General features: G+C 41.9%; 23 protein-coding genes. 15 read left to right on the forward strand and 8 right to left on the reverse strand.

The window, feature by feature from the left end; translation table 11 throughout:
- Window positions 1-21 precede the first annotated feature (21 nt).
- The 7 genes from AACX33_RS09600 to AACX33_RS09630 all read left to right on the forward strand — a co-directional run bounded on the left by AACX33_RS09600 (window position 22) and on the right by AACX33_RS09630 (window position 8,300).
- Window positions 22-1,320: a glycosyltransferase gene (locus AACX33_RS09600; RefSeq protein ID WP_193997608.1), complete on the forward strand. Its 1,299-nt coding sequence runs from the start codon at window positions 22-24 to the stop codon at window positions 1,318-1,320.
- Between the two features lie 51 nt (window positions 1,321-1,371).
- Window positions 1,372-2,439, forward strand: coding sequence for a glycosyltransferase family 2 protein (locus AACX33_RS09605; protein ID WP_193997607.1), 1,068 nt, complete (start codon window positions 1,372-1,374; stop codon window positions 2,437-2,439).
- 134 nt (window positions 2,440-2,573) lie between these two features.
- Window positions 2,574-3,353 (forward strand): ABC transporter permease, encoded by a 780-nt coding sequence (locus AACX33_RS09610; protein WP_193998014.1) that lies wholly within the window; start codon window positions 2,574-2,576, stop codon window positions 3,351-3,353.
- A 2-nt stretch (window positions 3,354-3,355) separates the two neighbouring features.
- A complete protein-coding gene (locus AACX33_RS09615; protein WP_193997606.1) occupies window positions 3,356-4,633 on the forward strand; it encodes an ABC transporter ATP-binding protein in 1,278 nt (425 codons plus the stop codon).
- 160 nt (window positions 4,634-4,793) lie between these two features.
- Complete coding sequence (locus AACX33_RS09620; protein ID WP_193997605.1) at window positions 4,794-5,675, forward strand: glycosyltransferase family 2 protein; 882 nt, start codon at window positions 4,794-4,796, stop codon at window positions 5,673-5,675.
- Between the two features lie 80 nt (window positions 5,676-5,755).
- Window positions 5,756-6,829: a glycosyltransferase gene (locus tag AACX33_RS09625; RefSeq protein ID WP_227788999.1), complete on the forward strand. Its 1,074-nt coding sequence runs from the start codon at window positions 5,756-5,758 to the stop codon at window positions 6,827-6,829.
- A gap of 487 nt (window positions 6,830-7,316) precedes the next feature.
- Entirely contained in the window at window positions 7,317-8,300 is a 984-nt protein-coding gene (locus AACX33_RS09630) for a glycosyltransferase family 2 protein (RefSeq protein ID WP_193997604.1), read from the forward strand.
- 122 nt (window positions 8,301-8,422) lie between these two features.
- Here the strand turns inward: AACX33_RS09630 and ruvC are convergent, their stop codons facing one another.
- Entirely contained in the window at window positions 8,423-8,914 is a 492-nt protein-coding gene (gene ruvC, locus AACX33_RS09635; RefSeq protein WP_193997603.1) for a crossover junction endodeoxyribonuclease RuvC, read from the reverse strand.
- A 145-nt stretch (window positions 8,915-9,059) separates the two neighbouring features.
- On the opposite strand from ruvC, the gene AACX33_RS09640 reads away from it, so the two are divergent.
- Together AACX33_RS09640 and tsaE are read left to right on the forward strand one after the other, a co-directional pair.
- Window positions 9,060-10,430, forward strand: a complete 1,371-nt coding sequence (locus AACX33_RS09640; RefSeq protein ID WP_193997602.1) for a gluconeogenesis factor YvcK family protein — start codon at window positions 9,060-9,062, stop codon at window positions 10,428-10,430.
- 43 nt (window positions 10,431-10,473) lie between these two features.
- Window positions 10,474-10,956: a tRNA (adenosine(37)-N6)-threonylcarbamoyltransferase complex ATPase subunit type 1 TsaE gene (gene tsaE / locus AACX33_RS09645; protein ID WP_193998012.1), complete on the forward strand. Its 483-nt coding sequence runs from the start codon at window positions 10,474-10,476 to the stop codon at window positions 10,954-10,956.
- Window positions 10,957-11,296: 340 nt separating this feature from the next.
- Here the strand turns inward: tsaE and patS are convergent, their stop codons facing one another.
- On the reverse strand, window positions 11,297-11,350 hold the full coding sequence (patS, locus tag AACX33_RS26485) for a heterocyst-inhibiting signaling peptide PatS (RefSeq protein ID WP_445253323.1): 54 nt from the start codon (window positions 11,348-11,350) through the stop codon (window positions 11,297-11,299).
- A 927-nt stretch (window positions 11,351-12,277) separates the two neighbouring features.
- Between patS and AACX33_RS09650 the strand changes: the two genes are divergently transcribed.
- Window positions 12,278-12,430, forward strand: coding sequence for a hypothetical protein (locus tag AACX33_RS09650; protein ID WP_193997601.1), 153 nt, complete (start codon window positions 12,278-12,280; stop codon window positions 12,428-12,430).
- Here the strand turns inward: AACX33_RS09650 and AACX33_RS09655 are convergent.
- Window positions 12,416-13,735, reverse strand: a complete 1,320-nt coding sequence (locus AACX33_RS09655) for a dihydroorotase (protein WP_193997600.1) — start codon at window positions 13,733-13,735, stop codon at window positions 12,416-12,418. The two genes, AACX33_RS09650 and AACX33_RS09655, sit on opposite strands and share 15 nt — an antisense overlap.
- Before the next feature lie 251 nt (window positions 13,736-13,986).
- On the opposite strand from AACX33_RS09655, the gene lepB reads away from it, so the two are divergent.
- The 4 genes from lepB to AACX33_RS09675 all read left to right on the forward strand — a co-directional run bounded on the left by lepB (window position 13,987) and on the right by AACX33_RS09675 (window position 18,511).
- On the forward strand, window positions 13,987-14,628 hold the full coding sequence (gene lepB, locus AACX33_RS09660; RefSeq protein WP_193997599.1) for a signal peptidase I: 642 nt from the start codon (window positions 13,987-13,989) through the stop codon (window positions 14,626-14,628).
- 4 nt (window positions 14,629-14,632) lie between these two features.
- On the forward strand, window positions 14,633-15,430 hold the full coding sequence (locus AACX33_RS09665; protein WP_193997598.1) for an MOSC domain-containing protein: 798 nt from the start codon (window positions 14,633-14,635) through the stop codon (window positions 15,428-15,430).
- 124 nt (window positions 15,431-15,554) lie between these two features.
- Window positions 15,555-16,709: a circadian clock protein LdpA gene (gene ldpA / locus AACX33_RS09670; RefSeq protein WP_193997597.1), complete on the forward strand. Its 1,155-nt coding sequence runs from the start codon at window positions 15,555-15,557 to the stop codon at window positions 16,707-16,709.
- A 65-nt stretch (window positions 16,710-16,774) separates the two neighbouring features.
- Window positions 16,775-18,511, forward strand: a complete 1,737-nt coding sequence (locus AACX33_RS09675; protein ID WP_193997596.1) for a R3H domain-containing nucleic acid-binding protein — start codon at window positions 16,775-16,777, stop codon at window positions 18,509-18,511.
- A 57-nt stretch (window positions 18,512-18,568) separates the two neighbouring features.
- On the opposite strand, the gene grpE is transcribed toward AACX33_RS09675, so the two are convergent.
- From grpE to AACX33_RS09700, 5 genes are all read right to left on the reverse strand, one after another.
- Complete coding sequence (gene grpE / locus AACX33_RS09680; protein ID WP_193997595.1) at window positions 18,569-19,228, reverse strand: nucleotide exchange factor GrpE; 660 nt, start codon at window positions 19,226-19,228, stop codon at window positions 18,569-18,571.
- 257 nt (window positions 19,229-19,485) lie between these two features.
- Window positions 19,486-19,977, reverse strand: coding sequence for a Dps family protein (locus tag AACX33_RS09685; RefSeq protein ID WP_193997594.1), 492 nt, complete (start codon window positions 19,975-19,977; stop codon window positions 19,486-19,488).
- A gap of 54 nt (window positions 19,978-20,031) precedes the next feature.
- Entirely contained in the window at window positions 20,032-20,295 is a 264-nt protein-coding gene (locus AACX33_RS09690; protein WP_193998011.1) for a ParB N-terminal domain-containing protein, read from the reverse strand.
- Between the two features lie 186 nt (window positions 20,296-20,481).
- On the reverse strand, window positions 20,482-20,760 hold the full coding sequence (locus AACX33_RS09695) for a LapA family protein (RefSeq protein WP_193997593.1): 279 nt from the start codon (window positions 20,758-20,760) through the stop codon (window positions 20,482-20,484).
- A gap of 54 nt (window positions 20,761-20,814) precedes the next feature.
- Window positions 20,815-22,254 (reverse strand): phosphoglucomutase/phosphomannomutase family protein, encoded by a 1,440-nt coding sequence (locus AACX33_RS09700; RefSeq protein ID WP_193997592.1) that lies wholly within the window; start codon window positions 22,252-22,254, stop codon window positions 20,815-20,817.
- A 106-nt stretch (window positions 22,255-22,360) separates the two neighbouring features.
- Here AACX33_RS09700 and AACX33_RS09705 point away from each other — a divergent pair, with 106 nt between their 5' ends.
- Entirely contained in the window at window positions 22,361-23,224 is an 864-nt protein-coding gene (locus AACX33_RS09705; RefSeq protein ID WP_193997591.1) for a PD-(D/E)XK nuclease family protein, read from the forward strand.
- The last annotated feature ends 105 nt before the right edge of the window (window positions 23,225-23,329 follow it).

The raw sequence follows: 23,329 nt of genomic DNA on the forward strand, positions 1-23,329 counted from the left end.
AGTAACCTGTAAGAGATAAGTATGAGAATTGCCTTCATAGTCGGAGAATTTCCGGTTGTATCAGAAACATTTATTACCAATCAAATTACAGGTTTAATTGCCCGTGGTCATCAAGTTGATATTTATGGACATCCACCACAGCATACTTATCAACTTCATCCAGATGTAGAAAAATATCACCTATTAGCTCATACACACTATCCACCAAAAATGCCCCACAATTACTTGTGGCGCTTCTTCAAAGCTATCGAATTAATCCGGAAAAACTTGCAAAAAGCTCCGATGGTTGTGCTGCGATCGCTGAACATTTTCAAATATGCTAGAACAGCAGCCTCCTTGCGGTTGCTATATTCAGCGATGCGGCTCTTAGACTCTCAACCTTATGATATTATTCATTGCCAGTTTGGGATGTTAGGTTTAGAAGGGATGTTTTTGCGTGATATTGGTGCTATCAAAGGTAAATTAATTACTACATTTAGAGGCTACGATATCAGTTGGTTTGTGAGAAAGCATGGAGAACATATTTATGATTCACTATTTGCTCAAGGAGATTTTTTTCTAGCGAACTGCGAATATTTCCAGAAAAAAGCCATAAAACTAGGTTGTAATCCGCAAAAACTCGTTGTTCATGGTTCGGGTATAGATAGCAGTTTGTTTCCATTTAAAGTCAGACAGCCTCATATTGATGGTAAAATTCGGATTGCCACAACTGGCCGTCTTGTAGAAAAGAAAGGTATTGAATACGCTATTCGTGCCGTTGCCCAAGTTATAAAATCTTACCCAAATATTGAGTACAATATCATTGGCGATGGCTTATTAAAACCAGATTTACAGCAAATCATTGATTCCCTAAATATTACTGATCAAGTCCAGCTTGTTGGTTGGAAAACCCAGCCAGAAATTGTGGAAATTCTTGATAATTCAGATATTTTTATCGCCCCCTGTATCACAGCCAAAGATGGTAATCAAGATGCGCCTGTGAATACATTAAAAGAAGCCATGATCATGGGTTTACCAGTGATATCTACTCTCCACGGTGGTATTCCTGAACTTGTGAACAATGGTGTTTCTGGTTTTCTCGTTCCAGAGCGAGATAGCAACGCCATAGCTTCAAAATTAATTTATCTTATAGAACATCCAGAAATTTGGTCAACAATGGGTCAAGCTGGTCATGCTTATGTAGAGTCACATTATGACCTCAATAGATTAAACGATAGACTAGTTGAAATTTATCAGCAGGTAATGAAGAATAATTTATCTTCTCAAGTCACAGTGTTAAATCCACTAGTTAATATGAATTATGAAAAAATATCAACTTAACCTTTTCCTAATTCATTCACAATTACATTATTTATTGATTGAGATCACACCATGAACTCACAAGCGATATTCGCCACCCCAGACGTGACAATTGTTGTCTCCCCACGGGAACGTTTCAGCTACACCCGTGAGTCTCTAGAAAGCATTTATGAGCATACTAAGTATCCCTTTAACTTAATTTACATTGATGGTGGTTCCCCCCCTCACATCAAAGATTATTTAATCCAACAAGCCAAACAAAAGCAATTTCAAATAATTCGCACCGATTATTATCTCTCTCCAAACCGTGCCAGAAACATCGGTCTAGGTCAAGTTACGACCAAATACGTCGTTTTCATCGATAATGATGTAGTCGTTACCCCCGACTGGCTAAAGCCTTTGGTAGAATGTGCCGAAGAAACTCAAGCAACCGTAGTTAGTCCCTTAATCTGTCAATATCTGCCACTGCACACAGAAATACATTGTGCAGGTGGACAATCTAGGGTAGCAGTGGAAACCCAAGGAGAAACCACAAAACGGCGGATAATTGAAAAAATTTATCACCAAGGTCGGAAAGTTGCAGATGTCCTTCCCCAGCTACAACGTCAAGAAACCGGACTAGCAGAGTTCCATTGCATGATGGTACGCACAGAAATATTTGAGCAAATTGGTTTCTTAGATGAAAAACTGCTAAACACAAAAGAACACATTGATTTTTGCATATTGGTAACTCAAGCCGGCGGTCAAGTCTACCTAGAACCAGCATCGCTGATGACTTATGTCCCGACTTCACAATTAGAATTGACAGACATACCCTACTATATGCTGCGTTGGAGCGATGCTTGGGAAATAGCAAGTCTCAAACACCTGCGTGAAAAGTGGAATATCACCGAAGATCAGTACTTCAAAAATAAATACAACCGTTTGGGATGGCGGCGACAAATGACCATAATTAAACCTTTGTCCCAGAAATTCCTCTTTGGCAAAATTAACTCCCGTTTGGCTAATAAAATTCTTGGTTCTGTAGAGAAAGTAATCAACCGTTTGATCACCTACCGCTATGGTCAAAAACATTTGTCCAGTGTCATACAAAGTCCAAATAGCAAACAAGATGAATCTGCAATCACAGCATCGAAATAGGAACTAGCACCGCCAATAAGTCAAGAGTCAAAAGTTAAAAAACTGGGCAGTAAAAAGTTTTGAAGAAACATCAGCATCAAGTCATTTATACACCTGAAAGTACGCTGAGACATCCGTTGACATTGTTCCGACAAATGTGGCGAGACTTACTAGCATCTCGCGAACTTGCTTGGAGACTGATGGTCAGGGATATTAGCGCTCAGTATCGTCAATCCTTTTTAGGAATAGCCTGGGCTTTTTTACCACCAATCATTATGGCCACTAGTTTTACTCTTGCTAGTAATGCCCAAGTTATTAACGTTGGCGTTACAGATATACCCTATCCCGCTTATGTTATGTTCAGCACCGCATTGTGGCAAACATTTGTTGAAGCTTTAAATGCGCCAGTGCAAGCGGTGACAACTGCCAAACCGATGTTAGCTAGAGTTAACTTTCCACGGGAAGCATTGATTTTAGCCAAAGTGGGCGAAGTATTTTTTAACTTTGCCGTCAAGCTAATTTTAATAGTGGCATTATTTATCTGGTTTCAGATTCCCGTAGGTTGGACAATAATTTTAACTCCAGTGCCATTAATTCATTTAGTTTTGCTGGGAACATTTCTCGGCATTCTATTAGCTCCTTTAGGAGTATTATATCAAGATGTATCGAAAGGATTAACTCTGATTACAGGGTTTTGGTTATTCCTAACTCCCGTAGTTTATCCAGTTCCCAAAGCAGGAACCTTTGGTTTTTTAGTCCAGATGAATCCCGTCACTCCTTTATTGGTAACAACGCGAGAATTAGCTACAACAGGAGTGGTATCAGAACCTTATGGTTTTTGGTTAGTCAGCACAATTACTTTAGTAGGATTAATATTAACCTGGGTTATATTCCGTCTTGCTATGCCTTTCGTGGTGGAGAGAGTCAGTTCCTAATCATGACTAATTTAATAGATCAAAAACTTGCGGTTCAGCTTGAAGATACTGAAGTCCTGATTTCAGTAGACAACGTTTCTAAAAAATTCTGTAGAGACTTAAAACAATCTTTATTCTATGGTGTTCAGGATATCGCCACCGAGTTAGTCGGCGGAAATAGAAAAAGTGATACTCTGCGTTCAAAAGAGTTTTGGGCATTGCAAGATGTCAGCTTCCAACTGCGGCGAGGAGAAGCGTTAGGCTTAGTAGGGTCAAATGGTGCGGGAAAAAGTACGCTGCTCCGGATTATTAGTGGTTTAATTAAGCCCGATACTGGCAGTGTAAAAGTCACGGGTAGGCTGGCTCCACTCATTGCACTAGGAGCAGGTTTTAATCCCATATTAACAGGACGAGAAAATATTTATGCTAATATGTCAATCCTGGGTTTATCAACTCAAGAAATATCAGAAAAATTTGCAGATGTCGTAGATTTTGCGGGAATTGGAGATGCCATTGATGCCCCTGTACAAACTTATAGTTCTGGTATGGCAGCTAGACTAGGATTTGCTTGTGCAGTTCACATAGAACCAGATATTTTATTGATTGATGAAGTGCTGGCTGTGGGAGATATTAAATTCAAAATGAAATGCCATCATCGCCTAGCATCACTGCGAGAAAAAGGTACAGCTTTTGTGCTAGTTTCTCATAACCAATATAATATTTTAAATGTCTGTGAATCTTCCCTTTATTTATCAAAAGGCAAATTGATTTCAGCCGGTGAAACCGAAACAGTAATCCGTAAATATGAAGAAGACCTTTGCTTGAGTGGAACAGAAAAAGCAGTAGGTTTAATGAATTTACCAAAAAAACCAGAAAGTGAAAGTTTAGGGTTAGATATTGTTTCTGTATGTTTTAAAGATCCACAAGGTAACTTGCTGCCAAATCTGACAACTGGTGAGCCTGCTTATTTATCTGTGGAATGCAAAGCCGATAAACACCTGGAAAATGTTAACTTGGGATTTTTACTTTCCACCCTCAGTGAAGGTGAATCTCGGATATTGACTATCACTTCAGCCAGTGACAATGAAGTTTTGGAAGTCTTTCCTGGAAAAGTTGAAATTCAGATGCAGATGCCCAACTGTGGCTTAGTTCCTGGTATGTATAGCGCCAACATATACCTGAAACAAGGTGTCCGCTCTTTTGATAAGATTGAATCTTTTCGATTTACTGTCAAATCAAGCAGAAATACAAGTCGGTGTTTATTTTATCAACCCCGAATTTGGCAAGTTATCAATAACTAAAAATGATACAAGCTCTCTGATTTATCTGTGGTCGAACCAAAATCTAAAATCCAAAATCCAAAATCCAAAATCTAAAATCCAAAATCCAAAATCCAAAATCCAAAATCTAAAATCCAAAATCTAAAATCCAAAATCCAAAATTGTTTAACTTTGATTAAATATGCACTACCCTTTATTGAGTATCATTATTCCTACATATAATCGCCCTCATTTATTACCACGGGCAGTTAAATCTGCTCTAGGACAAACTGTAGAAGATATAGAGGTAATTGTTGTTGATGACGCTTCCAATGAGCCAGTGAATTTACCCGCACACCCCCAACTAAAAATTATTTCCTTGCCAAAAAACGGCGGAACTGCCGCAGCTCGTAACGTTGGGGCCAAAGCAGCACGCGGAAGATGGATGACATACCTTGACGATGATGATGAACTGTTACCTCACATGGCTCAAGTTTCCCTAGAAGCTCTTGCTAATACGACGTTGCCAAAACCCGTAGCAGTGCTATCGAGTCTGGAAGTTGTCAATCAAGATGGTAAATTACTCTCTCAGCGTATACCGCCAACTTTACCACGTGGCGCACATTTTTTCTTAGAAGAAATCGAGTCTGGAATGTCGTTTTTTTCTAAACAAACGCTGGTGGTAGAACGGGAAATATTTTTATCAATAGGAGGTTATGACGAATCTTTTACCTCACGTGTACACACTGAAATGTTTTTGCGACTGAATCCTGTTTGCTCAATTCTTGGTCTGTCAACAGTTAATTATCGTCTGTATGTACACGATGGTCCCAGAATTTCACGAGATCCCTCGCTGCGTCAGGTGAACTTTGAACGTCTAATATACAAACATAAATCACTGTTGCTTCAGCATCCCAAAGCTTTTGCTAAATTCTTGTATGAACACGCTGTCAGGTCATTTCAATTAGGTCAAAAAAGTTCAGCATTGTCTACATTGTTATGGGCGATGCAACTATCTCCAGGAGATACTTTGATTCGTGTTTTATCACCATATAAAAAGAAATTACTTCCACACAATATTTAGGCGATCGCACAATCATAAAAGAACAATTAGTTCGATTTATTTTTCTCAACTAATCATATTTATGTTCATGTGAGGTGATTATGAAAAAAGTTTCTGTAATGTATATCATCAGAGGCTATCCCCAAATTTCTCAGACTTATATTAAAACAGAATTAGAAGCAATTTATCATGAATACAATGTCACAATTGTATCTCAGAAACCATCAAATGTTCCTTACAAAAATCACTTTCCTTATCATCACCTAACCGAAATTAATGCCATTCAAGAACTGATAGAACAGGTGAAACCTGACGTTCTCCACACACATTACTTAAATCAGTTATCCACATTAGGCCCTCTAGCCGAGAGTACAGGAATACCCTTTACAATCCGTACCCATTCTTACGATACACTTTCTCTGCGAAGAAAAAACTGGCGGGGTCGGATCAGAGAAATTATCGAAAAAGATACCCCGCAATTTAAGAAAGTTACCCAAATCAAAAAAAACTTGCATTGGCTAAATCATGAACTTTGCTTGGGTGCTTTAGCTTTTCCCTTTGCACGACCGTTTTTGGAAAAACACGGTGTTCGATCAAATAAAATTATCGATTGTTATCCAGTGGTAAATTATGCATCTTTTTATAATCGCTCAACCAACGGTGATGCAATTATGAATACTGGTGCAGCCATTCCTAAAAAGAAAATGGAAGACTATATTACCCTCGCTTCATTAATGCCTGAGAGAAAGTTTGATATTTATGCACTAGGTTATGATGTCGCACAACTCAAATCGCTGAATGAGAGCAAAAATCATCCTGTAAATATTATTTTGCCTATAGAACCAAATCAAATGCATTCAGAATACAAAAAACATCAGTGGCTTGTATACACAGCAGCATTTGAATTAGCTACAGTGGGTTGGCCTATGGCGGTGGCTGAAGCACAGGCTGCTGGTGTTGGTGTGTGTATGCCAAATATTCGACCGGATATTAGGAATTATGTTGGTGAAGCCGGATTTGTTTATAATTCGATTCAGGAAGTCGTTGATATTATTTCTAAGCCTGTGCCAGAGGAGATGCGAGAAGCTGGATTTTTACAGGCAAAAAAATCAGATATCCAAGAACATAAACATTTCCTAACTGATCTTTGGGATACAGTCTCTCGTCATCAGTAAACCCAAAAGCTTTTTAGCTTGTCATGCAGATATTTCAGCTAAATGCCAGCAGACCAAAAAACCACCTATTAGTGAGTAATTCAAGCCCATGTCACTGGCTGTAGCCTTACGGTCACTCTTCAAGCAATGCTGTCTACCTCCCATTTGCCTTACTTTTACGTTTGTTTCCCCAAGTTGCTGGTTTACTGATCATTAGTTATCGAGTATTAATTAAGTGGAACTCGGAAAAACCGAACTATATTACGACTCGTAAACCCCATGAAACCCTTACCAATGACAAAGGACAAATGACGACCCCGACCAGTTAACTTTATTTACGCCCACCTACTTACCACTTTGTTTTAATATCTAGTAATGCACTAAGTTAATATACCTCTTGCGGTATCATAATTACGAATTAAGCCTAGATTTATTAGAGATATTTAACTTTTTTCCTCACAAAAGCACCTATAACAGCAAATTTTGCCAAATTTATTGGAATATACCCATGAAAAAAAAAACACTAGTTTCAGTAATCATCCCCTGCTTTAATGCAGAAAAATGGTTAGCAGAAGCAATTGATAGTTGCTTGCAACAAACTTATCCAAACATTGAAATTATTGTGATTGATGATGGCTCTACAGACAATTCATTAGACATTCTGAGAAGTTATCAAGATAAAATTATTTGGCAAGCTTTAGCTCATAAAGGGGGAAATTATGCCAGAAATAGAGGATTCAATTTGTCTAGAGGAGAGTATATTCAGTACTTAGATGCAGATGATTATATTTTGCCTGAAAAGATAGAAAGGCAAGTCCAATTTTTAGAAGAAACAGGAGCCGATGTTGTTTATGGCGATTGGAGATATCAGCGCCATTTATCTGATGGTTCTTTTTTCTTAGATAAAATAGAAATTCCCGAAATACAAACAGATATTTTGGCTTCTCTATTAGCAAATTGGTGGGTGGCTTTAAGTGCTTTACTTTATAAAAGAACCGCAGTAGAAAATAGTGGCGGTTGGGATGAAACTTTGACTGCTGCACAAGATAGAGATTTTTTTATTTCAGTGGTAATGAATGAAGCTCAAGTTATATATCAACCAGGCTGTTATTCAATCTATAGACGACATGGCTCGGCAGCTACAGTTTCTACTGCTTCTAAAAGTCGTTGGATAAAAAACCACTATATAGTTATAGATAAAAGTGAAAAAAAATTATTGCAATTAAACAAACTTTCCATGAAATATCGTCAGGCTTTAGCTAAATCATATTTTGAACTAGCTAGAGAGTCTTTATTTATTGATTACTCACAATATGCAAAATTCATAGATGAGGCTTTAGTGCGGTTTCCAGAGTTTAATGGAACTAGTAAGAAAGCCATTTATAAGTTTGTGCAAAATATTGTTGGTTTTCGACAAGCTGAATTCATTGCCTGTTGTTACTTATTTGTGAAAAAATTTCTTAGTTCAGGCAAAAGCGGCATGACATCTTAGGGACTGACAAATAAAAAAATATCCCCAAATTTTTTTTGGAGTGGGCAAAAATATGCCCGCTAATCATTCAGGACGGGCCGGATGCCCATCCCACAATATGGCTGACTGCTCGGTGCAAATAGCTACAACTGAAACCAAGCTGTCAAAGCCACCGCCAAAGCATCGGCAGCATCATCGGGCTTGGGAATCTCGTCTAAATCTAACTCCCGCGCCACGGCATCTTGCACTTCAGATTTATCGGCATTACCATAACCTGTTAAAGCTAGTTTAATTTGGCCAGGTGTAAATTCAACATACGGTAGCTTATGTTGTGCCAAAGCTAACAAAAGTACACCCCTAGCCTGTGCCACAAGGATAGTACTTGACATACGATAGAAAAACAATTTTTCCACCGCCACCAAATCTGGCTGCAATTCCTGAATCACTGTGTGCAAATCGTCAAACAAGGTACAGAGGCGCTGTCCCATTTCCATTTTGGCCGAGGTCTGGATGATTCCGAAATCTACCATAGTCACCGATGTATCCGGAATTTTAGCCGGACTTTGGGTACAAGCAATTAGCCCAAATCCTAAAATTGCTAGTCCCGGATCTAATCCTAAAATACGTTTTTCCATTAAATTCAATTTAACTGGCAACTTTGACGACTTGCTGCTAGTCTAAAGTCCTTGATAAATTTAAGAATTCCACATTTGGTGTTCATCCCAAGTAGTGTAAATTTTCTATTAATCATTTATTTTGTAGCACGGCTCCTAATCAGGTATGTCAATTGGTTTTCTCAGACAAGCCCTCCAAGCCCTGCAAAAGCAGTCGCGCCGCCGCACTTCCCATCGTGTCAACCAGTGGTTCAAGTGGTTATCTCCGGGGCTAGCCATCAAACGCTGGTTACTAATTAGTCTTGGAGGTGTACTGCTGGCAATTTTGGGGTTGGCTATATCGGTGAGGCTAACCCCAATTTTTTGGGCGCTGGAGTTGGTGAGGAGTTTTCTGGGAGTAATTGCTGGCATTTTACCCCACTATATCAGCGGGCCTTTGGTATTACTTGGCGGTATACTTTTGCTGTTTTGGGGACAAACTCGCACCGTCAGTTCAATTACTCAGGTATTAAGACCAGGGGGCGAAGAGGATTTAATTGATGTGTTGATGGCACATCGTCGATTGTACCGGGGTCCGAAAATCGTCGTAATTGGTGGTGGGACTGGACTTTCTACTTTATTACGGGGATTAAAAACTTATAGTGCCAATACTACTGCCATTGTGACTGTAGCTGATGATGGTGGGTCTTCTGGGCGGTTGCGTCAGGAATTTGGAGTTTTACCACCAGGGGATATTCGTAATTGTTTGGCAGCACTGGCAGATGAAGAAAAGTTATTAACAGAATTATTTCAATATCGTTTTAAGGCTGGGGACGGGTTGACGGGGCATAGTTTTGGCAATTTGTTTTTAACTGCCATGAGCGATATTACTGGGGATTTAGAACAGGCTGTGGCAGCTAGTTCCAAGGTGCTAGCAGTCCGGGGACAAGTTCTGCCAGCGACTCTGAGTGATGTTCGTCTCTGGGCAGAATTAGATGATGGCCGTCGCATTGAGGGTGAGTCTAGTATTCCGAAGGCTGGGGGGAAAATTGTCAAGATTGGCTGTATCCCTGCTAATCCTCCGGCTTTGCCCACGGCTATTAAAGCAATTAAAGAAGCTGATTATATTATTGTGGGGCCAGGTAGTCTTTATACCAGCCTGATTCCTAATTTACTTGTACCAGAAATTGCCGATGCGATCGCCAATTCTACAGCCCCTCGCATCTACATCTGCAATATCATGACTCAAGCGGGTGAAACTCAGGGATATACTGTTGCTGACCACATTAAAGCGATTGATGCTGCTTGCGGAGAAAGACAGCTGTTTGATGCCGTATTGGTACACAAAAAATCTCCCTCTGAAAAATCACTGATCCGCTATGCTCAACAAAATTCCCATCCAGTATTCTTGGATAGGGAAGATGTTACCCTATTAGGGCGGCGAATTGTTTTAGCCAATGTCTTGTATGAAGATGAAACAGGTTGCGTGCGTCACAATCCTCAGAAACTAGCACGAGTTTTATTGCGGTGGTACAGTGGAACCCATCAGGGGAAGTGAATTCAAAATGGAGCCAGAAAAAATATTCCATCTTGACTCGTCAATGAATATTTTGCTTGCAAATGCAGAAGCAACGCTACGTTTGGGCATTACACTTGGCCAAAATTTGACGGCTGGCAGTGTGATTTTATTAGCAGGTGATTTAGGTAGTGGCAAAACTACACTGGTACAGGGCATTGGTCAAGGTTTAGGCATCACCGAACCAATTGTTAGCCCTACTTTCACTCTGATTAATGAGTACACTCAGGGGCGTTTACCCCTTTACCATTTAGATTTATATCGCCTCGAACCCTCTGAGGTCGTAGCCTTGAACCTAGAGACTTATTGGGAAGGTGTTGAGGTGATGCCAGGAATTGTGGCGATTGAATGGGCAGAAAGAATGCCCTACAAGCCAGATATTTATCTGAGTTTGCTGTTGACTCACGGGGATGACGGCACTCGTCAAGCCAAAATTACACCGTTTAATTGCACCATTCACAAATTTATTCCTAGCATCTCAGGTTTTGTTGATTTAGAAAACTCGTGACCGAAGAAGCCGGAGAGCAAGGTGCAAGGTGTCAGCCTATCCAATGCCAAAAAACCTCGGCGATGATAGCCAATCCACCATAGGCTCGGTAAACGGCTCACCGTGGCAATTTTAGTTGAGGGGGCGACATTTGACATTTGGTCTTTTCGGTTCAAGCCCCGCAGCTATGCCAGCTCACAAATCTAAAATTTCAAATGGTTTGATCTCAGCACAACAGTACAACTATTGGTCTGATGGTCGTAAAGCGATGCGGGCATGGCTGCGCTTACCGCGTAGCGTCTCGTTCGCGTAGCGTCTCGAAGAAAAGAGAAGAGAAGAGAGGGAGAGTTCCACACTCATTCTATCTACCACTACCACGCTCATCAAAAAAATTCACTAACATTGTTGTCTTCATTATTCAAAAATCAATGAAATACTGTTCAACTTAAGAACTGGTTAAGATTGACATCTACTAGCTTTTTGCTGCGGTTAGCTAGGATTGGCGTATTCTCGCAGATGATATTGCAGTAGATGAATTAAAACTGGACTCAAACCGTCACAGAACATTGCTCTTGCAGGTAATATCTAGCAGGCGGCCAGATAATTTTTAATACTTACCCTGAAGGGAAGTCATATTCACATGAGAACTAACATAACTCTGTCCTCTAGCGGATGATCTTTGTGAATAGGGATGTGAGATGAATGGGAATTACTCAGTAAATGCTGGTATTTTTTTCATCTGCTAACACTACGGTTATTCCTATTGCTTCATTGCTTTGATTATCTCGATAAATAGTGATTCAGTTTGTTTTAACGGATGCTGATTTGTCTTTATTTGCTCCGGTTTGCTGGCTAATGTTAAGTTTTTTAGCACAGTCACGGCCGGAAACCCAAAACAATCAGAACTGTCAGAATTAGGTTTTAAGACCGTACAAATTAAGTGCATATGAAATTTTTATATGTATAAAACATAGTTTCCACAGAAATTTGCCCGTTTACTTAACCCTACTAATTCTCTACAGTTATTTAGAGAAAAAATCCGGATAGTTAAATACAAAAAGATTGTAGTGAAAAGTTAAATGTTGAACATTTGCACCTCAATTGCTTTCATTTATGTTCGCGGTTAGTATTTCTAGGTAAAGTTCGGAATCTATAAACAAAAAGTTACTGATTGTAAAGTAATGAGATTAATTTATTTAAATGATTTTTATGAGAAGTTATGCTTATATCTATACGTATGAACGTAGTGATTAATTTGATAAATATAAAATTTATAGTGAGCTATCTGGGCATTTGCGTTTAGTATTTATACGATTTTTCTAGTATAAATATCACCTGATCTATGCAAGAAATTAATACATCATATTCCGATGAAGCGATGGCGCTCCGCGCCCGCCGGAGGCGATCGCACTCCACACCCACCGGACGCGATCGCACTCCACGCCCACAGGAGCCGATCGCCCAAAACCCCAAATATTTGCTACAAAAAAGTTAAAGCTTGTCCACGTACTTCTGTATTTACTTGACCTTGGTCATAAACAATTTCACCGCCGACAATGGTTGTTACCGCCCATCCTGTAAGGTTCCAGCCTTCAAAAGGACTCCAGCCACATTTCGTTAAGAGTTCCTCGCGCTTGACTGGGCGATATGTGTTTAAATCTACTAAAACTAAATCAGCATCGTAACCAGGAGCGATCGCGCCTTTATTCGGTATACCATAAGCCACAGCTACAGCCTGAGACATCCACTTAACGACTTGGGACACAGTACACCGCCCATCCATAGCCGCAGTTAACATCACCGCTAAGGAAGTCTCTACTCCTGGCATTCCAGAGGGCGTATTGGGATATTCTTGAGCTTTTTCCGCTAAGGTGTGGGGTGCATGATCTGTAGCAATAAAATCAATTACACCATCGCGCAAAGCTTGCCAAAGCACTTCGTTATCGTGAGGCGATCGCAACGGTGGATTCATCTGTGCCAGAGTGCCAATTGTTTCATAAGCACTGGTATTCAATAATAAATGCTGTGGTGTGACCTCTGCTGTTACCCAACTAGGTTTATCCTGACGCAGCAAATCAGCTTCTACTCCTGTAGATAGATGCAGAATATGCAGACGACGTTGATATTTTTTAGAAAGTTTTAATGCTCGTTGGGTTGCCAAAAGTGCCGCTTCATGATCTTGAATCTGGGAATGAATTGCCGGATCATGAATACCCGCAAATTCTTGGCGACGTTGGTTGATTCGGCTTTGGTCTTCAGCATGAACAGCAATTAAACGACGACCTTGAGCAAATATCGCCTCTAGTGCCTCTTCTTGATCCATGAGTAATTGACCATGCATCGACCCCATAAACACCTTAATCCCCGGTGTCGGCTGGGCTAAAAGTAAATCTGGCAAATTTTCAGGTGTAGCCCCAATAAAAAAGCCATAATTCACTACGCACTTTTGGGAGGCGCGTTGTAGTTTGTCGTCTAAAGCTTCCTGGGTAGTGGTCAGGGGGCGCGTGTTGGGCATTTCCAAAAAGGAAGTCACACCACCTTTAGCACAGGCAGAACTGGCTGTAAACAAATCTTCCTTATGTTCTAGCCCTGGTTCGCGGAAATGCACCTGCGGATCAATGACTCCCGGCAACAAAGTTAACCCTTGTGCGTCAATTTGTCTAGTTGTTGTATCCGGGGAGATTTCTGGTGCAACTTCCACAATTTGGCGATCGCGCGTCAGCACATCCCCCACCATTAATTCACCATCAGGGAGAATAATACTAGCGTGGCGAATCAGTAAACTTTGGGGAAATGACATGAGGTAAACAGGATTTAAACAGATACTTCTGCTTTTAGGTTAAACTTGATTCCGCTCATCGTCATGCATTTTTGCATATCGTCAAGAAAAAATTTATTTTTAACTGATCAATCCCTCTGTGATAGCGAAGCGTGGCGTGAGCCATAGATCCTAACTTCAATCAGAAAATCAGAATTTACTCGTTAAGATAAAAGAATATAGTTTCCCCGAACGAGTTCAATACTGCACTCCTCCCTTACTTCAGTAGTTTCATGCGAAATCAAGTGTCTAATAATAATTCTAGTCAACAACCCGATAATTCCTGGTTCGCAGAACTAGCCAGAACAGTTGTATTAAGTATTGTGCTAGCCCTGGGCATTCGTACTTTTGTTGCTGAAGCTCGCTGGATTCCTTCTGGCTCTATGGAACCTACACTGAATGGGACACCAAACCAGTGGGAGGCAGACAAGATCATTGTCGATAAATTGAAGTATCGGTTTTCTGAACCGCAGAGGGGAGATATAGTAGTCTTTTCTCCTACAAAAACACTACAAGACGAACAATACAACGACGCATTTATTAAACGTATAGTCGCCTTACCTGGAGAAAAAGTAGAACTCAAGGATGGCCGAGTATATATTAACAATAAACCCCTGGAGGAAGTCAAATACCTGAATTCCGAGCAGCGCACAGCAATTGATGTTTGCACGTCAGGAGCGCAGCAAGCTTATTTGGCACAACCCGAAACTATACCCCCTAACTCATACTTAGTTTTAGGTGATAACCGCAACAGTAGCTACGATAGCCGTTGCTGGGGTGTTGTACCTCGCGGCAATATTATCGGTCGTGCTGTACTCCGCTTTTGGCCTCTCAATAATATTGGTGGACTTGATAAACCACCATTGTATCCATAGATTAATGCCATACTTAGCCAAAATTCTACTTTACCCGATTAAATCACTGGATGGCGTTGAAGTTGAGCAAGCAAAGATTCTAGCCAGTGGCGCACTAGAATATGACCGCGAGTTTGCCATTTTTGACGGACAGGGTAAGTTTGTCAATGGCAAGGGCAATCGTAAAATCCATTTAATTAGATCACAGTTTGACATTCTCAATCGCACCATCTCGCTGCAAACCCCCAAGGAGAACTCACCACGAGTCTTTCATCTAGAAGAAGAACAGCAAGAGATAGCGGCCAGCCTCAGTGATTTTCTGGGGTTTGCCGTGACATTAGGGCAAAATCCTGTCATGGGCTTTCCCGACGATATCAACTCACCAGGGCCAACAGTAATTAGTACAGCGACTTTAACAGAAGTAGCTTCCTGGTTCCCTGGTGTGAACGTTGATGATCTGCGTCGCCGCATCCGTGCCAACATTGAAGTTGGTGGTGTACCAGCATTTTGGGAAGATCAGTTATTTAGTCAACAAGGCGATTTAGTTTCCTTGCGAGTGGGAGATGTCAGCTTATTTGGGGTCAACCCGTGTCAGCGTTGCATAGTCCCAACACGCAATCCTGATTCCGGAGAAGCTTACCCAAACTTTCAAAAAATCTTTGTGCAGCAGCGACAAGCAACTTTACCAGATTGGGTAGACTCATCGTACTTTAATCATTTTTATCGCTTGAGTGTAAATACACGTTTAACACGATCAGAGACTGGAAAAATTTGGCAAATTGGTAATAAAATTGACATAATTAATCCGCCCACGGACAACTAAAGTTGTTCAAATTTTCAGGGCTTCTGAAAGCTGCCACCTTCGCCGATAAATAGGTGGGAGTAGTTTAATAGTTTTTCTATATTAAAGACTACTATTTTTAGTCCCGTAACCGCATAATAGAAATGTGACTGATTTGTTCGCCCCTTTACAATCCTTGAAAGAAGGACACTGGTTCAAGCTGATCTGCGGAGCCAGCTTCCAACATCTGCCATCCGTCAGAAGTTTAACGTTAGCCTATACATTGGCAGGTGCTGACTGTATAGATGTGGCAGCTGATCCAGCTGTAATCGCAGCAGCCCAGGAAGGGTTGCAAGTAGCCAGGCATTTGCTAGAGGATGCCAAGGCGCGAGGTTATGGCTATAAAGGCAACTTACCTTTTTTAATGGTCAGCCTGAACGATGGAGAAGACCCCCATTTTCGCAAAGCAGAGTTTAACTCTACTGAATGCCCCGCAGATTGCCCTAGACCCTGTGAAACGATTTGCCCTGCCCAAGCGATCGCATTTAACCGGATAGATGACACTTCGACTTACCTCGGCTCCGCTCGGCACGAGTCGCTCAGTGTAAACACTTCGGGAGTTGAAGCCCAAAAGTGCTACGGCTGTGGACGTTGCATACCTGTTTGTCCTTATGGTAAAATTTATACAAAATCATATATGTCGAGCGCTGGCGCGATCGCGCCATTCGTAATGTCAAAGGTCGTAGATGCCGTAGAAATTCACACAAAAGTCGGACACCTGGCAAAGTTTCGGCAATTATGGCAAACACTCTCACCGTGGGCTGACCAACTAAAGGTAGTAGCCATTAGCTGTCCCGATGGCGAGGGCATGATTGACTACCTAAAAGCAATTACTGAACTAATTACCCCATTGCCTGGTGCCTTAATTTGGCAGACAGATGGCCGTCCTATGAGTGGTGATATTGGAGATGGCACTACTTTAGCAACGGTGAAACTAGGGCAGAAAGTTTTGACAGCTAAATTACCGGGATATGTGCAGTTAGCAGGTGGCACTAATAGCTACACCATTGTTAAGTTAAAGGCAATGGGACTATTGAAAAGTGCAGAGTACCATCCACAGCCCCATGTTTCCGGAATCGCTTACGGTAGCTACGCCCGTGTGCTGCTGTCACCAATTCTCGATCAGTTAGAGAATCAGGAGGTGAGTCAAACCAGTGTGAAGGCGAAAGTTCGCCTCGAAGCAGAACCCGAATTACTCTGGCCAGCAGTCAAGCTTGCCCATTCCCTGGTTTCCCAGATCAAGTCACAGCAGGAGCGCTAATCGCTCGTTCACTTCGGCTGCGCGAGCGTGTAAACGTTATCTCTAAAAACGTCACCATAGAAAGCATGACGATTAAAGAAGACCTTCAAAAGTTATTAGACATTTTGCCCCAAGACCTGCGAGAAGTCCTAGAGAGTCATCCCCAACGAGATAGTTTAGTTGAAGTGGTCTTGGATCTGGGTCGTTGCCCAGAGGCTCGCTTTCCTAACCAAGCTGAGTATCTGAGCGAAACACCCGTTACTCAAGCCCAAATCGATGATTGCATTCAGCAAATCGGAACCTTTAGCGGAGATAATCGAGCCGGAATTGAGCTAACTTTGCATCGGATCAGTGCTATTCGGAACCGTAGCGGTAGGATTATTGGCTTAACCTGTCGCGTGGGTCGGGCAGTATTCGGCACAATTGGCATGATCCGCGATTTGGTGGAAACTGGTAAATCAATTCTCATGCTGGGGCGGCCGGGTGTGGGGAAAACTACTGCTTTAAGAGAAATTGCCCGTGTTTTAGCAGATGATTTCCATAAGCGTGTCGTAATTATTGACACTTCCAACGAAATCGCCGGGGATGGTGATGTGCCTCACCCCGCTATTGGTCGTGCGAGGCGGATGCAAGTGGCAAAACCAGAACTTCAGCATCAGGTGATGATTGAGGCAGTGGAAAACCATATGCCAGAAGTCATCGTCATTGATGAAATTGGTACAGAACTAGAAGCTTTAGCGGCGCGTACCATTGCTGAACGGGGTGTGCAATTGGTCGGTACTGCCCACGGGAACCAAATCGAAAACCTGATTAAAAACCCCACTCTTTCTGATTTAGTTGGCGGGATTCAGGCTGTGACTCTAGGAGATGATGAAGCTAGAAGGCGCGGCAGTCAAAAGACGGTTTTGGAACGCAAAGCTCCTCCCACTTTTGAGATTGCGGTGGAAATGTTGGAACGGAAACGCTGGGTAATACACGAAAGTGTGGCTGATACGGTAGATACTCTGCTGAGAGGCCGTCAGCCTAGCCCACAAACCAGAACCGTTGATGACCAAGGCAAGGTGGCGATGACACGACAGTTATCAGTGGTCAATGGTCGAGGTGGACAGGTTTCTACAAGTGAGGATTCTTTCTCACCAGCGCGACCGACTAATGGCTGGCGTTCATCAGGACAAATGGTAGCATTGCCTCCTTTGTCTTTAGAGCGGGAGCGGATGACTGGACGTAGTGAGTTTGACCGCTTGCTGGATGAATCCTTCAACTACTCTGAGAGTTTTGATGTCAAGGCCAGTAGACACGCAGGGCCAAATGGTGAAGATTTGCCGCTACACATTTACCCCTATGGTGTGAGTCGCCACCAATTAGAGCAGGTGATTGGTGTATTAACTTTGCCAGTGGTCTTGACAAAAGACATTGATACTGCTGATGCAATTTTGGCATTGCGATCGCACGTCAAAAACCAGGCTAAATTACGGCAAATGGCCAAAGCTCGTCATGTGCCAATTCACATGATTAAGTCCAGTACAATTCCCCAGATCACTCGTGGTTTACGGCGGTTGCTGAACATTGAAGATCCGGATATGACCGATGACCGGGAACTGCAATTGTTTCTGCACAGTGGCACCGATGATGAGATGGATGCCCTAGAAGAAGCCAGACTGGCTGTAGAGCAGATTGTAATTCCTAAAGGACAACCAGTAGAGTTATTGCCTCGTTCTTCGCCGGTACGCAAAATGCAGCATGAGTTGGTAGAACACTATCGACTCAAATCTGATAGTTTTGGCGAAGAACCCAATCGGCGTTTGCGGATTTATCCAGCTTAATTGGGGAGTGGGGAGTAGGGAGTGGGGAGTAGGGAAATTTACCTTCCTCATCTCCTTTCAAACTGGACTGACTTTGGCTCGATAAAGTAGCTTTTCGCCTTGTAGATAGCCAGTGTAACGGACTTTCACTGTTTCACCTGGTTGTGCTGTTCCTTCGATGAATTGGTGGATTTGGGGATTATATGGTACTTCTGCTCCTACTGGTGCGATCGCTTGTATTCCCCACTCCTGTAATAATCTTTCTAAGGGCTTCTGCACTAAAGGCACAATTTTAATTGCTGCTAACTGGGGATTTTCTTGAGCTTTCTGGGCTGCTGTCGGCCATTGTAATAATAAAGATTCCAGCAATTGTAAACTCGACTGCTGGAATTCTTGTGTTAATATTTCTCGTTGTTGCTCTAATTGCAGTTGCGATCGCTGATATTCTGCTTTTAACTCTGCAATCTCTTTTTGGCTAGGGGGTGGGGAGTGGGGAGAAACGGGATTAATCGCTTCTCTACAAGAGAGTGGTGAAAAAGTTTCTATTAATTCACTCAATGAAATCTTTAAAACTTGCGATAACTTGAACAGCACATCCACCCGCATCTGTTCTAGTTTCCCTTGTCGCAGCCGCAAAATTTGCCGTTCTGAGACACCAGCATCACGACTCAACCCTTTAAAACTAGAAATACTTACACGCTGCATCAAATTTTGCAACTTTTGGGTGTCATTAGTCATTAGTCAATCAATTTTAGATTTTAGATTTTAGATTTTGGATTTTAGATTTTACGGCTTATGTGAGTTGGAGTCTGGAAAGTCGTAAATACGTCAATATACTTAAACACCTTGGCTAAACCACAACCTGAAACTCTTGCTATGGCTTGGGCATTTTTAATTCACATAAGGCGTATTTTGGATTAGACTACAATCTAAAATACTCGCTGCGCTGCGTACGCTTCGCTAACGCAAATCCAAAATCCAAAATTCCCCACTCCCTATTCTTCCAATAAACTTCTCAACATCCAAGCGGTTTTTTCGTGGACTTGCATCCTTTGAGTTAATAAATCGGCGGTGGGTTCGTCGTTGACTTCTTCCAATAGAGGAAAAATAGAACGTGCAGTTCTGACTACTGCTTCTTGTCCTTCCACCAGCAAGCTAATCATTTCTTTGGCTTTGGGAACTCCTGGAGTTTCTGGAATTGAACTCAGTTTGGCATATTCGCTGTAGGTTCCTGGTGCATAATGTCCCAATGCTCTGATTCTTTCGGCAATTAAATCAACGGCTAAAGCTAGTTCTGTATACTGAGTCTCAAACATTAAATGTAAAGTTTGGAACATCGGCCCGGTAACGTTCCAATGAAAGTTATGAGTTTTTAGATACAGTGTATAGGTGTCAGCCAATAGGCGAGACAGCCCCTCGGCAATTTTAGCCCTACTTGCGTCATCAATACCGATATTTACATTTTTGGCTGTTGCTTGAGGTGACATATTTTTCTCCTAATTGGTTATATGTTTGAGAAATCTCACATCTAACTTCTATTATCACGCTAAATGCATCTTGAGGACGCTAAGTGGAGCTTTACGGACTCTGGCGACAATTGTTTCTTTGCCTAAGCGTTGGCAAGCTTCATAACGGTGACAACCAGAAAAGCCATAATACTGTCCTTCTACTTCTAGGACATCAATGGGTTCTTGCTGCCCAATAGCTGCAATGGATTCCATTAAGGCTTGGACTTTATTGGGATCGTTTACACGGGGTAACGGCCGTTTAATTTGATGCAATGGAATTTCTTGAACTCTCATGATCAAAAGTTTACTTAACTCGTTTTTTTGTATCCTTTATTAAATCATACTCGTTATGAGTTTATTCTGCAAGGGACATTTGTTAAAAATACAAAATCAGACACGGGTGAAAAATCTCACAGGACTTGCAAAAGCGCCTCTAGTTTTCCCATAACTCTTTCCTTCTCTGCGCCTCTGCGTGAGAAAGGACTAAAAATCTTCATCATCAACAAAAAACTCAGTATCATCATCTAACCTAGACTTAGCCTGTCCAGAACCCACAAGACCCCAGAGGGGTTGCAGTAATGACATACCAATTAAACCCACTCCGGCGCTGAAAGCCAGGACTAAACCTACTGGTATTTGAATCGTTTGAAACGTTAAGAATTTTAAAGATACAGGTGTGGCATTTTGAACTGAGATAATGGCGATCGCTACTACCCAAATAGCCACAACTAGAGATATAAAAATAGGAATCAAAGTTTTCATAATAATTCATACTCCCCTCTCCTGACCAAGGAGAGGGGCTGGGGGTGAGGTTTCTTAAACTGCGACTGCTTCTAATTTACCAATCGCACTTTGCATTTCTTGAGCAACTTTGGCTAGTTTTTCAGCCGAGTTGGTTTCCATGTAAACGCGTACCAGAGGTTCTGTACCAGAAGGACGCAGCAAAATCCAGCTACCTTCTTCTAAATACAGCTTAATTCCATCTTTGCGTCCGACTTCTTTGACTTTAATCCCGGCTACCTCTGAGGGAGGATTTTTAGTAAAGGAATCGATCACAGCAGTTTTGTGTGCTTCTGTGAGGTGCAAGTCTAGACGGTCATTGTAAAGCGGACCATCAGCTTCGGCGATCGCTTCTTTGACCAATTGACTCAGGGGTTTACCTTCATAGGCGATCGCTTCTGCCACCAGCATATCGGCTAAAATCCCGTCTTTTTCGGGAATATGCCCAATTACACTTAAACCGCCTGATTCTTCACCCCCAATCAGCACGGCAGTTTCCCGCATTTTCTCACCGATGAATTTAAAACCAACGGCAGTTTCATAAATTGGCAACCCATATTTAGCTGCGAAATTATCCAGAAGGTGAGTTGTCGCCACAGTGCGGACTATCGCGCCACTCTGACCTTTGTTTTTAATTAAATGACGTGCTAGTAATAACAGCACAGTATTGGGGGTGAGAAAATTTCCTAATTCATCAACGATACCAAAGCGATCGGCATCGCCATCTGTAGCCAAGCCCAAATCGGCTTTATCGGCTCTTACTGCCTCCACTAACCCAACTAGTTGTTCACCCTTGGGTTCGGGCATTCCACCGCCAAATAGCACATCGCGAGTAGTATTAAAACTTTCTAACTGACAACCGCAGTGTTGCAAAACTTCATCTAAGTAACCGCGAGAAGTCGAATAAAGGGCATCGTACTTCACCTTTAAATTCGCACTCTTGATGCGTTCTACATCCAGTAAGGTGTAGATAAACTTGAGATACTCTGGTTTGGGGTTAAACAGAGAAATCGCCCCAGCCGGAACACTCCCAGGCAGCGCATCTGAGGCACTTTCAATGTTCGCCACAATGGTATCAGTAATTTCTGGAGTGGCAGGCCCAGCATAATCAGGGATATATTTAATTCCACAGTAAGGTGCTGGATTATGGCTAGCGGTAAACATCAAAGCCCCTGCGGAATTTAGCAGCCGGGCGTTGTAGGCAATTACTGGTGTAGGGCAATCCCGATCAGTAATTTTTACAGTCCAACCCAAGTCTGCCAAGACTTCAGCTGCTGTTTGAGCGAACTGGTCAGCCAAAAACCTAGTATCGTAGGCAATAAGAACTGGTCTATCTTTTGTGTAGGCTGTTTCGAGGTAACTTGCGATCGCTCTTGTTACTTTCCGCACATTGGGAAAAGTAAAATCATCGGCTATAATTCCTCTCCAACCGTCAGTACCAAATTTTATTTTGCTGGAATTGCTACTAGCGCTCATTGTTGCCCCTTTCTCCCGGATATCTTGAATACTATAGGAAGCTTCCCCTAAAGCGTGCGTAGCCGCAAGTCTCCCCCAACGTATTTTTTCTCACTGATATTGAGCAATGTCATTTACTAATCGACCTTTTGCCAGTTATCACCTTTGGTCTTTAGTCGCCCCAGCAACAGGACAAGAACGTTGGCATTGCCAGATGAGGAGGGGGTTTATTAAAGCGCGTCAACATGAACCACAAGTTAAAGCGCTGTTAGGTAAGGCTACTGCACCCCAAAGGATTGGTATCCTCGCCCAAAAAGGCGTGTATGAATTCCATCATAATAGACATCTGTTAAAGCAATCAGACGGTGTAGATCAAGTTGCCCAGTTACTCAAATTAAACAACTCAACTGAGCAAGTACAACAGCGCGTGCGGCAAATTTTGCAAAAATATCATGATGCCCCGTTACTGTTAAATAAACACATTCTCCAATTAACACGAGGGGATGAAGGCTTTCCCAAACCAATTTTTGTCAAACAGGAAGATGTTCATTTCCGCTTATATGCAGCGATGGACTGCGTTTTCAGTGAATCTGATCACACTTTGCATATCTTAGATTTTAAAACTGGTAAATCTGCCTTTGACAAGCGACAGGCATTAGTTTATTTACTAGCCGCGCGTTATCTTTATCCTGGACTACAAGCGGTAGCATCATTTTATAATCTGGAGATGTGTAAAAAATCCGATTTAATTAGGATTAACAATCGGGAATTAGAATCTTTAAAGTTAGATTTAGCAAATATTGCCAATAAGCATCAATACGATTTACAAAAATATCAGGAGAAAACCAGTAATTTCAGTCAAATTTTTCCTCCTAATCCAGGTAATCACTGCCGCTTTTGCCCTTTTAATTCTATATGTGAATTTTCCGAAAAAACATCTGATTCTCACCCATTACCTCATTTGAGAAACAATAGCAGATTAGGGAAATGAGAAAGATAGGAGGGACAAAAAGATTTGAAGAAATCAATTATCCATATTGTGGGGTGGGGATGGATAGGGGACGGGTGGGGACACCCATCCCACAACAAAATTGGG

Origin of the sequence: Nodularia sp. LEGE 04288 (assembly GCF_963896525.1) — a bacterium.
Classification (GTDB): Bacteria; Cyanobacteriota; Cyanobacteriia; order Cyanobacteriales; family Nostocaceae; genus Nodularia.

Excerpts from the sequence above, each read along its gene's own strand:
- AACX33_RS09705 (WP_193997591.1), top strand. The coding sequence starts at position 22,361 with ATGTCATTTACTAATCGACCTTTTGCCAGTTATCACCTTTGGTCTTTA.
- AACX33_RS09640 (WP_193997602.1), top strand. The coding sequence starts at position 9,060 with ATGTCAATTGGTTTTCTCAGACAAGCCCTCCAAGCCCTGCAAAAGCAG.
- AACX33_RS09665 (WP_193997598.1), top strand. The coding sequence starts at position 14,633 with ATGCCATACTTAGCCAAAATTCTACTTTACCCGATTAAATCACTGGAT.
- AACX33_RS09700 (WP_193997592.1), bottom strand. The coding sequence starts at position 22,254 with ATGAGCGCTAGTAGCAATTCCAGCAAAATAAAATTTGGTACTGACGGT.
- AACX33_RS09695 (WP_193997593.1), bottom strand. The coding sequence starts at position 20,760 with ATGAAAACTTTGATTCCTATTTTTATATCTCTAGTTGTGGCTATTTGG.
- lepB (WP_193997599.1), top strand. The coding sequence starts at position 13,987 with ATGCGAAATCAAGTGTCTAATAATAATTCTAGTCAACAACCCGATAAT.
- AACX33_RS09630 (WP_193997604.1), top strand. The coding sequence starts at position 7,317 with ATGAAAAAAAAAACACTAGTTTCAGTAATCATCCCCTGCTTTAATGCA.
- AACX33_RS09600 (WP_193997608.1), top strand. The coding sequence starts at position 22 with ATGAGAATTGCCTTCATAGTCGGAGAATTTCCGGTTGTATCAGAAACA.
- AACX33_RS09605 (WP_193997607.1), top strand. The coding sequence starts at position 1,372 with ATGAACTCACAAGCGATATTCGCCACCCCAGACGTGACAATTGTTGTC.
- AACX33_RS09610 (WP_193998014.1), top strand. The coding sequence starts at position 2,574 with ATGTGGCGAGACTTACTAGCATCTCGCGAACTTGCTTGGAGACTGATG.
- tsaE (WP_193998012.1), top strand. The coding sequence starts at position 10,474 with ATGAATATTTTGCTTGCAAATGCAGAAGCAACGCTACGTTTGGGCATT.
- grpE (WP_193997595.1), bottom strand. The coding sequence starts at position 19,228 with ATGACTAATGACACCCAAAAGTTGCAAAATTTGATGCAGCGTGTAAGT.
- AACX33_RS09685 (WP_193997594.1), bottom strand. The coding sequence starts at position 19,977 with ATGTCACCTCAAGCAACAGCCAAAAATGTAAATATCGGTATTGATGAC.
- AACX33_RS09650 (WP_193997601.1), top strand. The coding sequence starts at position 12,278 with ATGCAAGAAATTAATACATCATATTCCGATGAAGCGATGGCGCTCCGC.
- ruvC (WP_193997603.1), bottom strand. The coding sequence starts at position 8,914 with ATGGAAAAACGTATTTTAGGATTAGATCCGGGACTAGCAATTTTAGGA.
- AACX33_RS09620 (WP_193997605.1), top strand. The coding sequence starts at position 4,794 with ATGCACTACCCTTTATTGAGTATCATTATTCCTACATATAATCGCCCT.
- AACX33_RS09615 (WP_193997606.1), top strand. The coding sequence starts at position 3,356 with ATGACTAATTTAATAGATCAAAAACTTGCGGTTCAGCTTGAAGATACT.
- AACX33_RS09625 (WP_227788999.1), top strand. The coding sequence starts at position 5,756 with ATGAAAAAAGTTTCTGTAATGTATATCATCAGAGGCTATCCCCAAATT.
- AACX33_RS09675 (WP_193997596.1), top strand. The coding sequence starts at position 16,775 with ATGACGATTAAAGAAGACCTTCAAAAGTTATTAGACATTTTGCCCCAA.
- AACX33_RS09655 (WP_193997600.1), bottom strand. The coding sequence starts at position 13,735 with ATGTCATTTCCCCAAAGTTTACTGATTCGCCACGCTAGTATTATTCTC.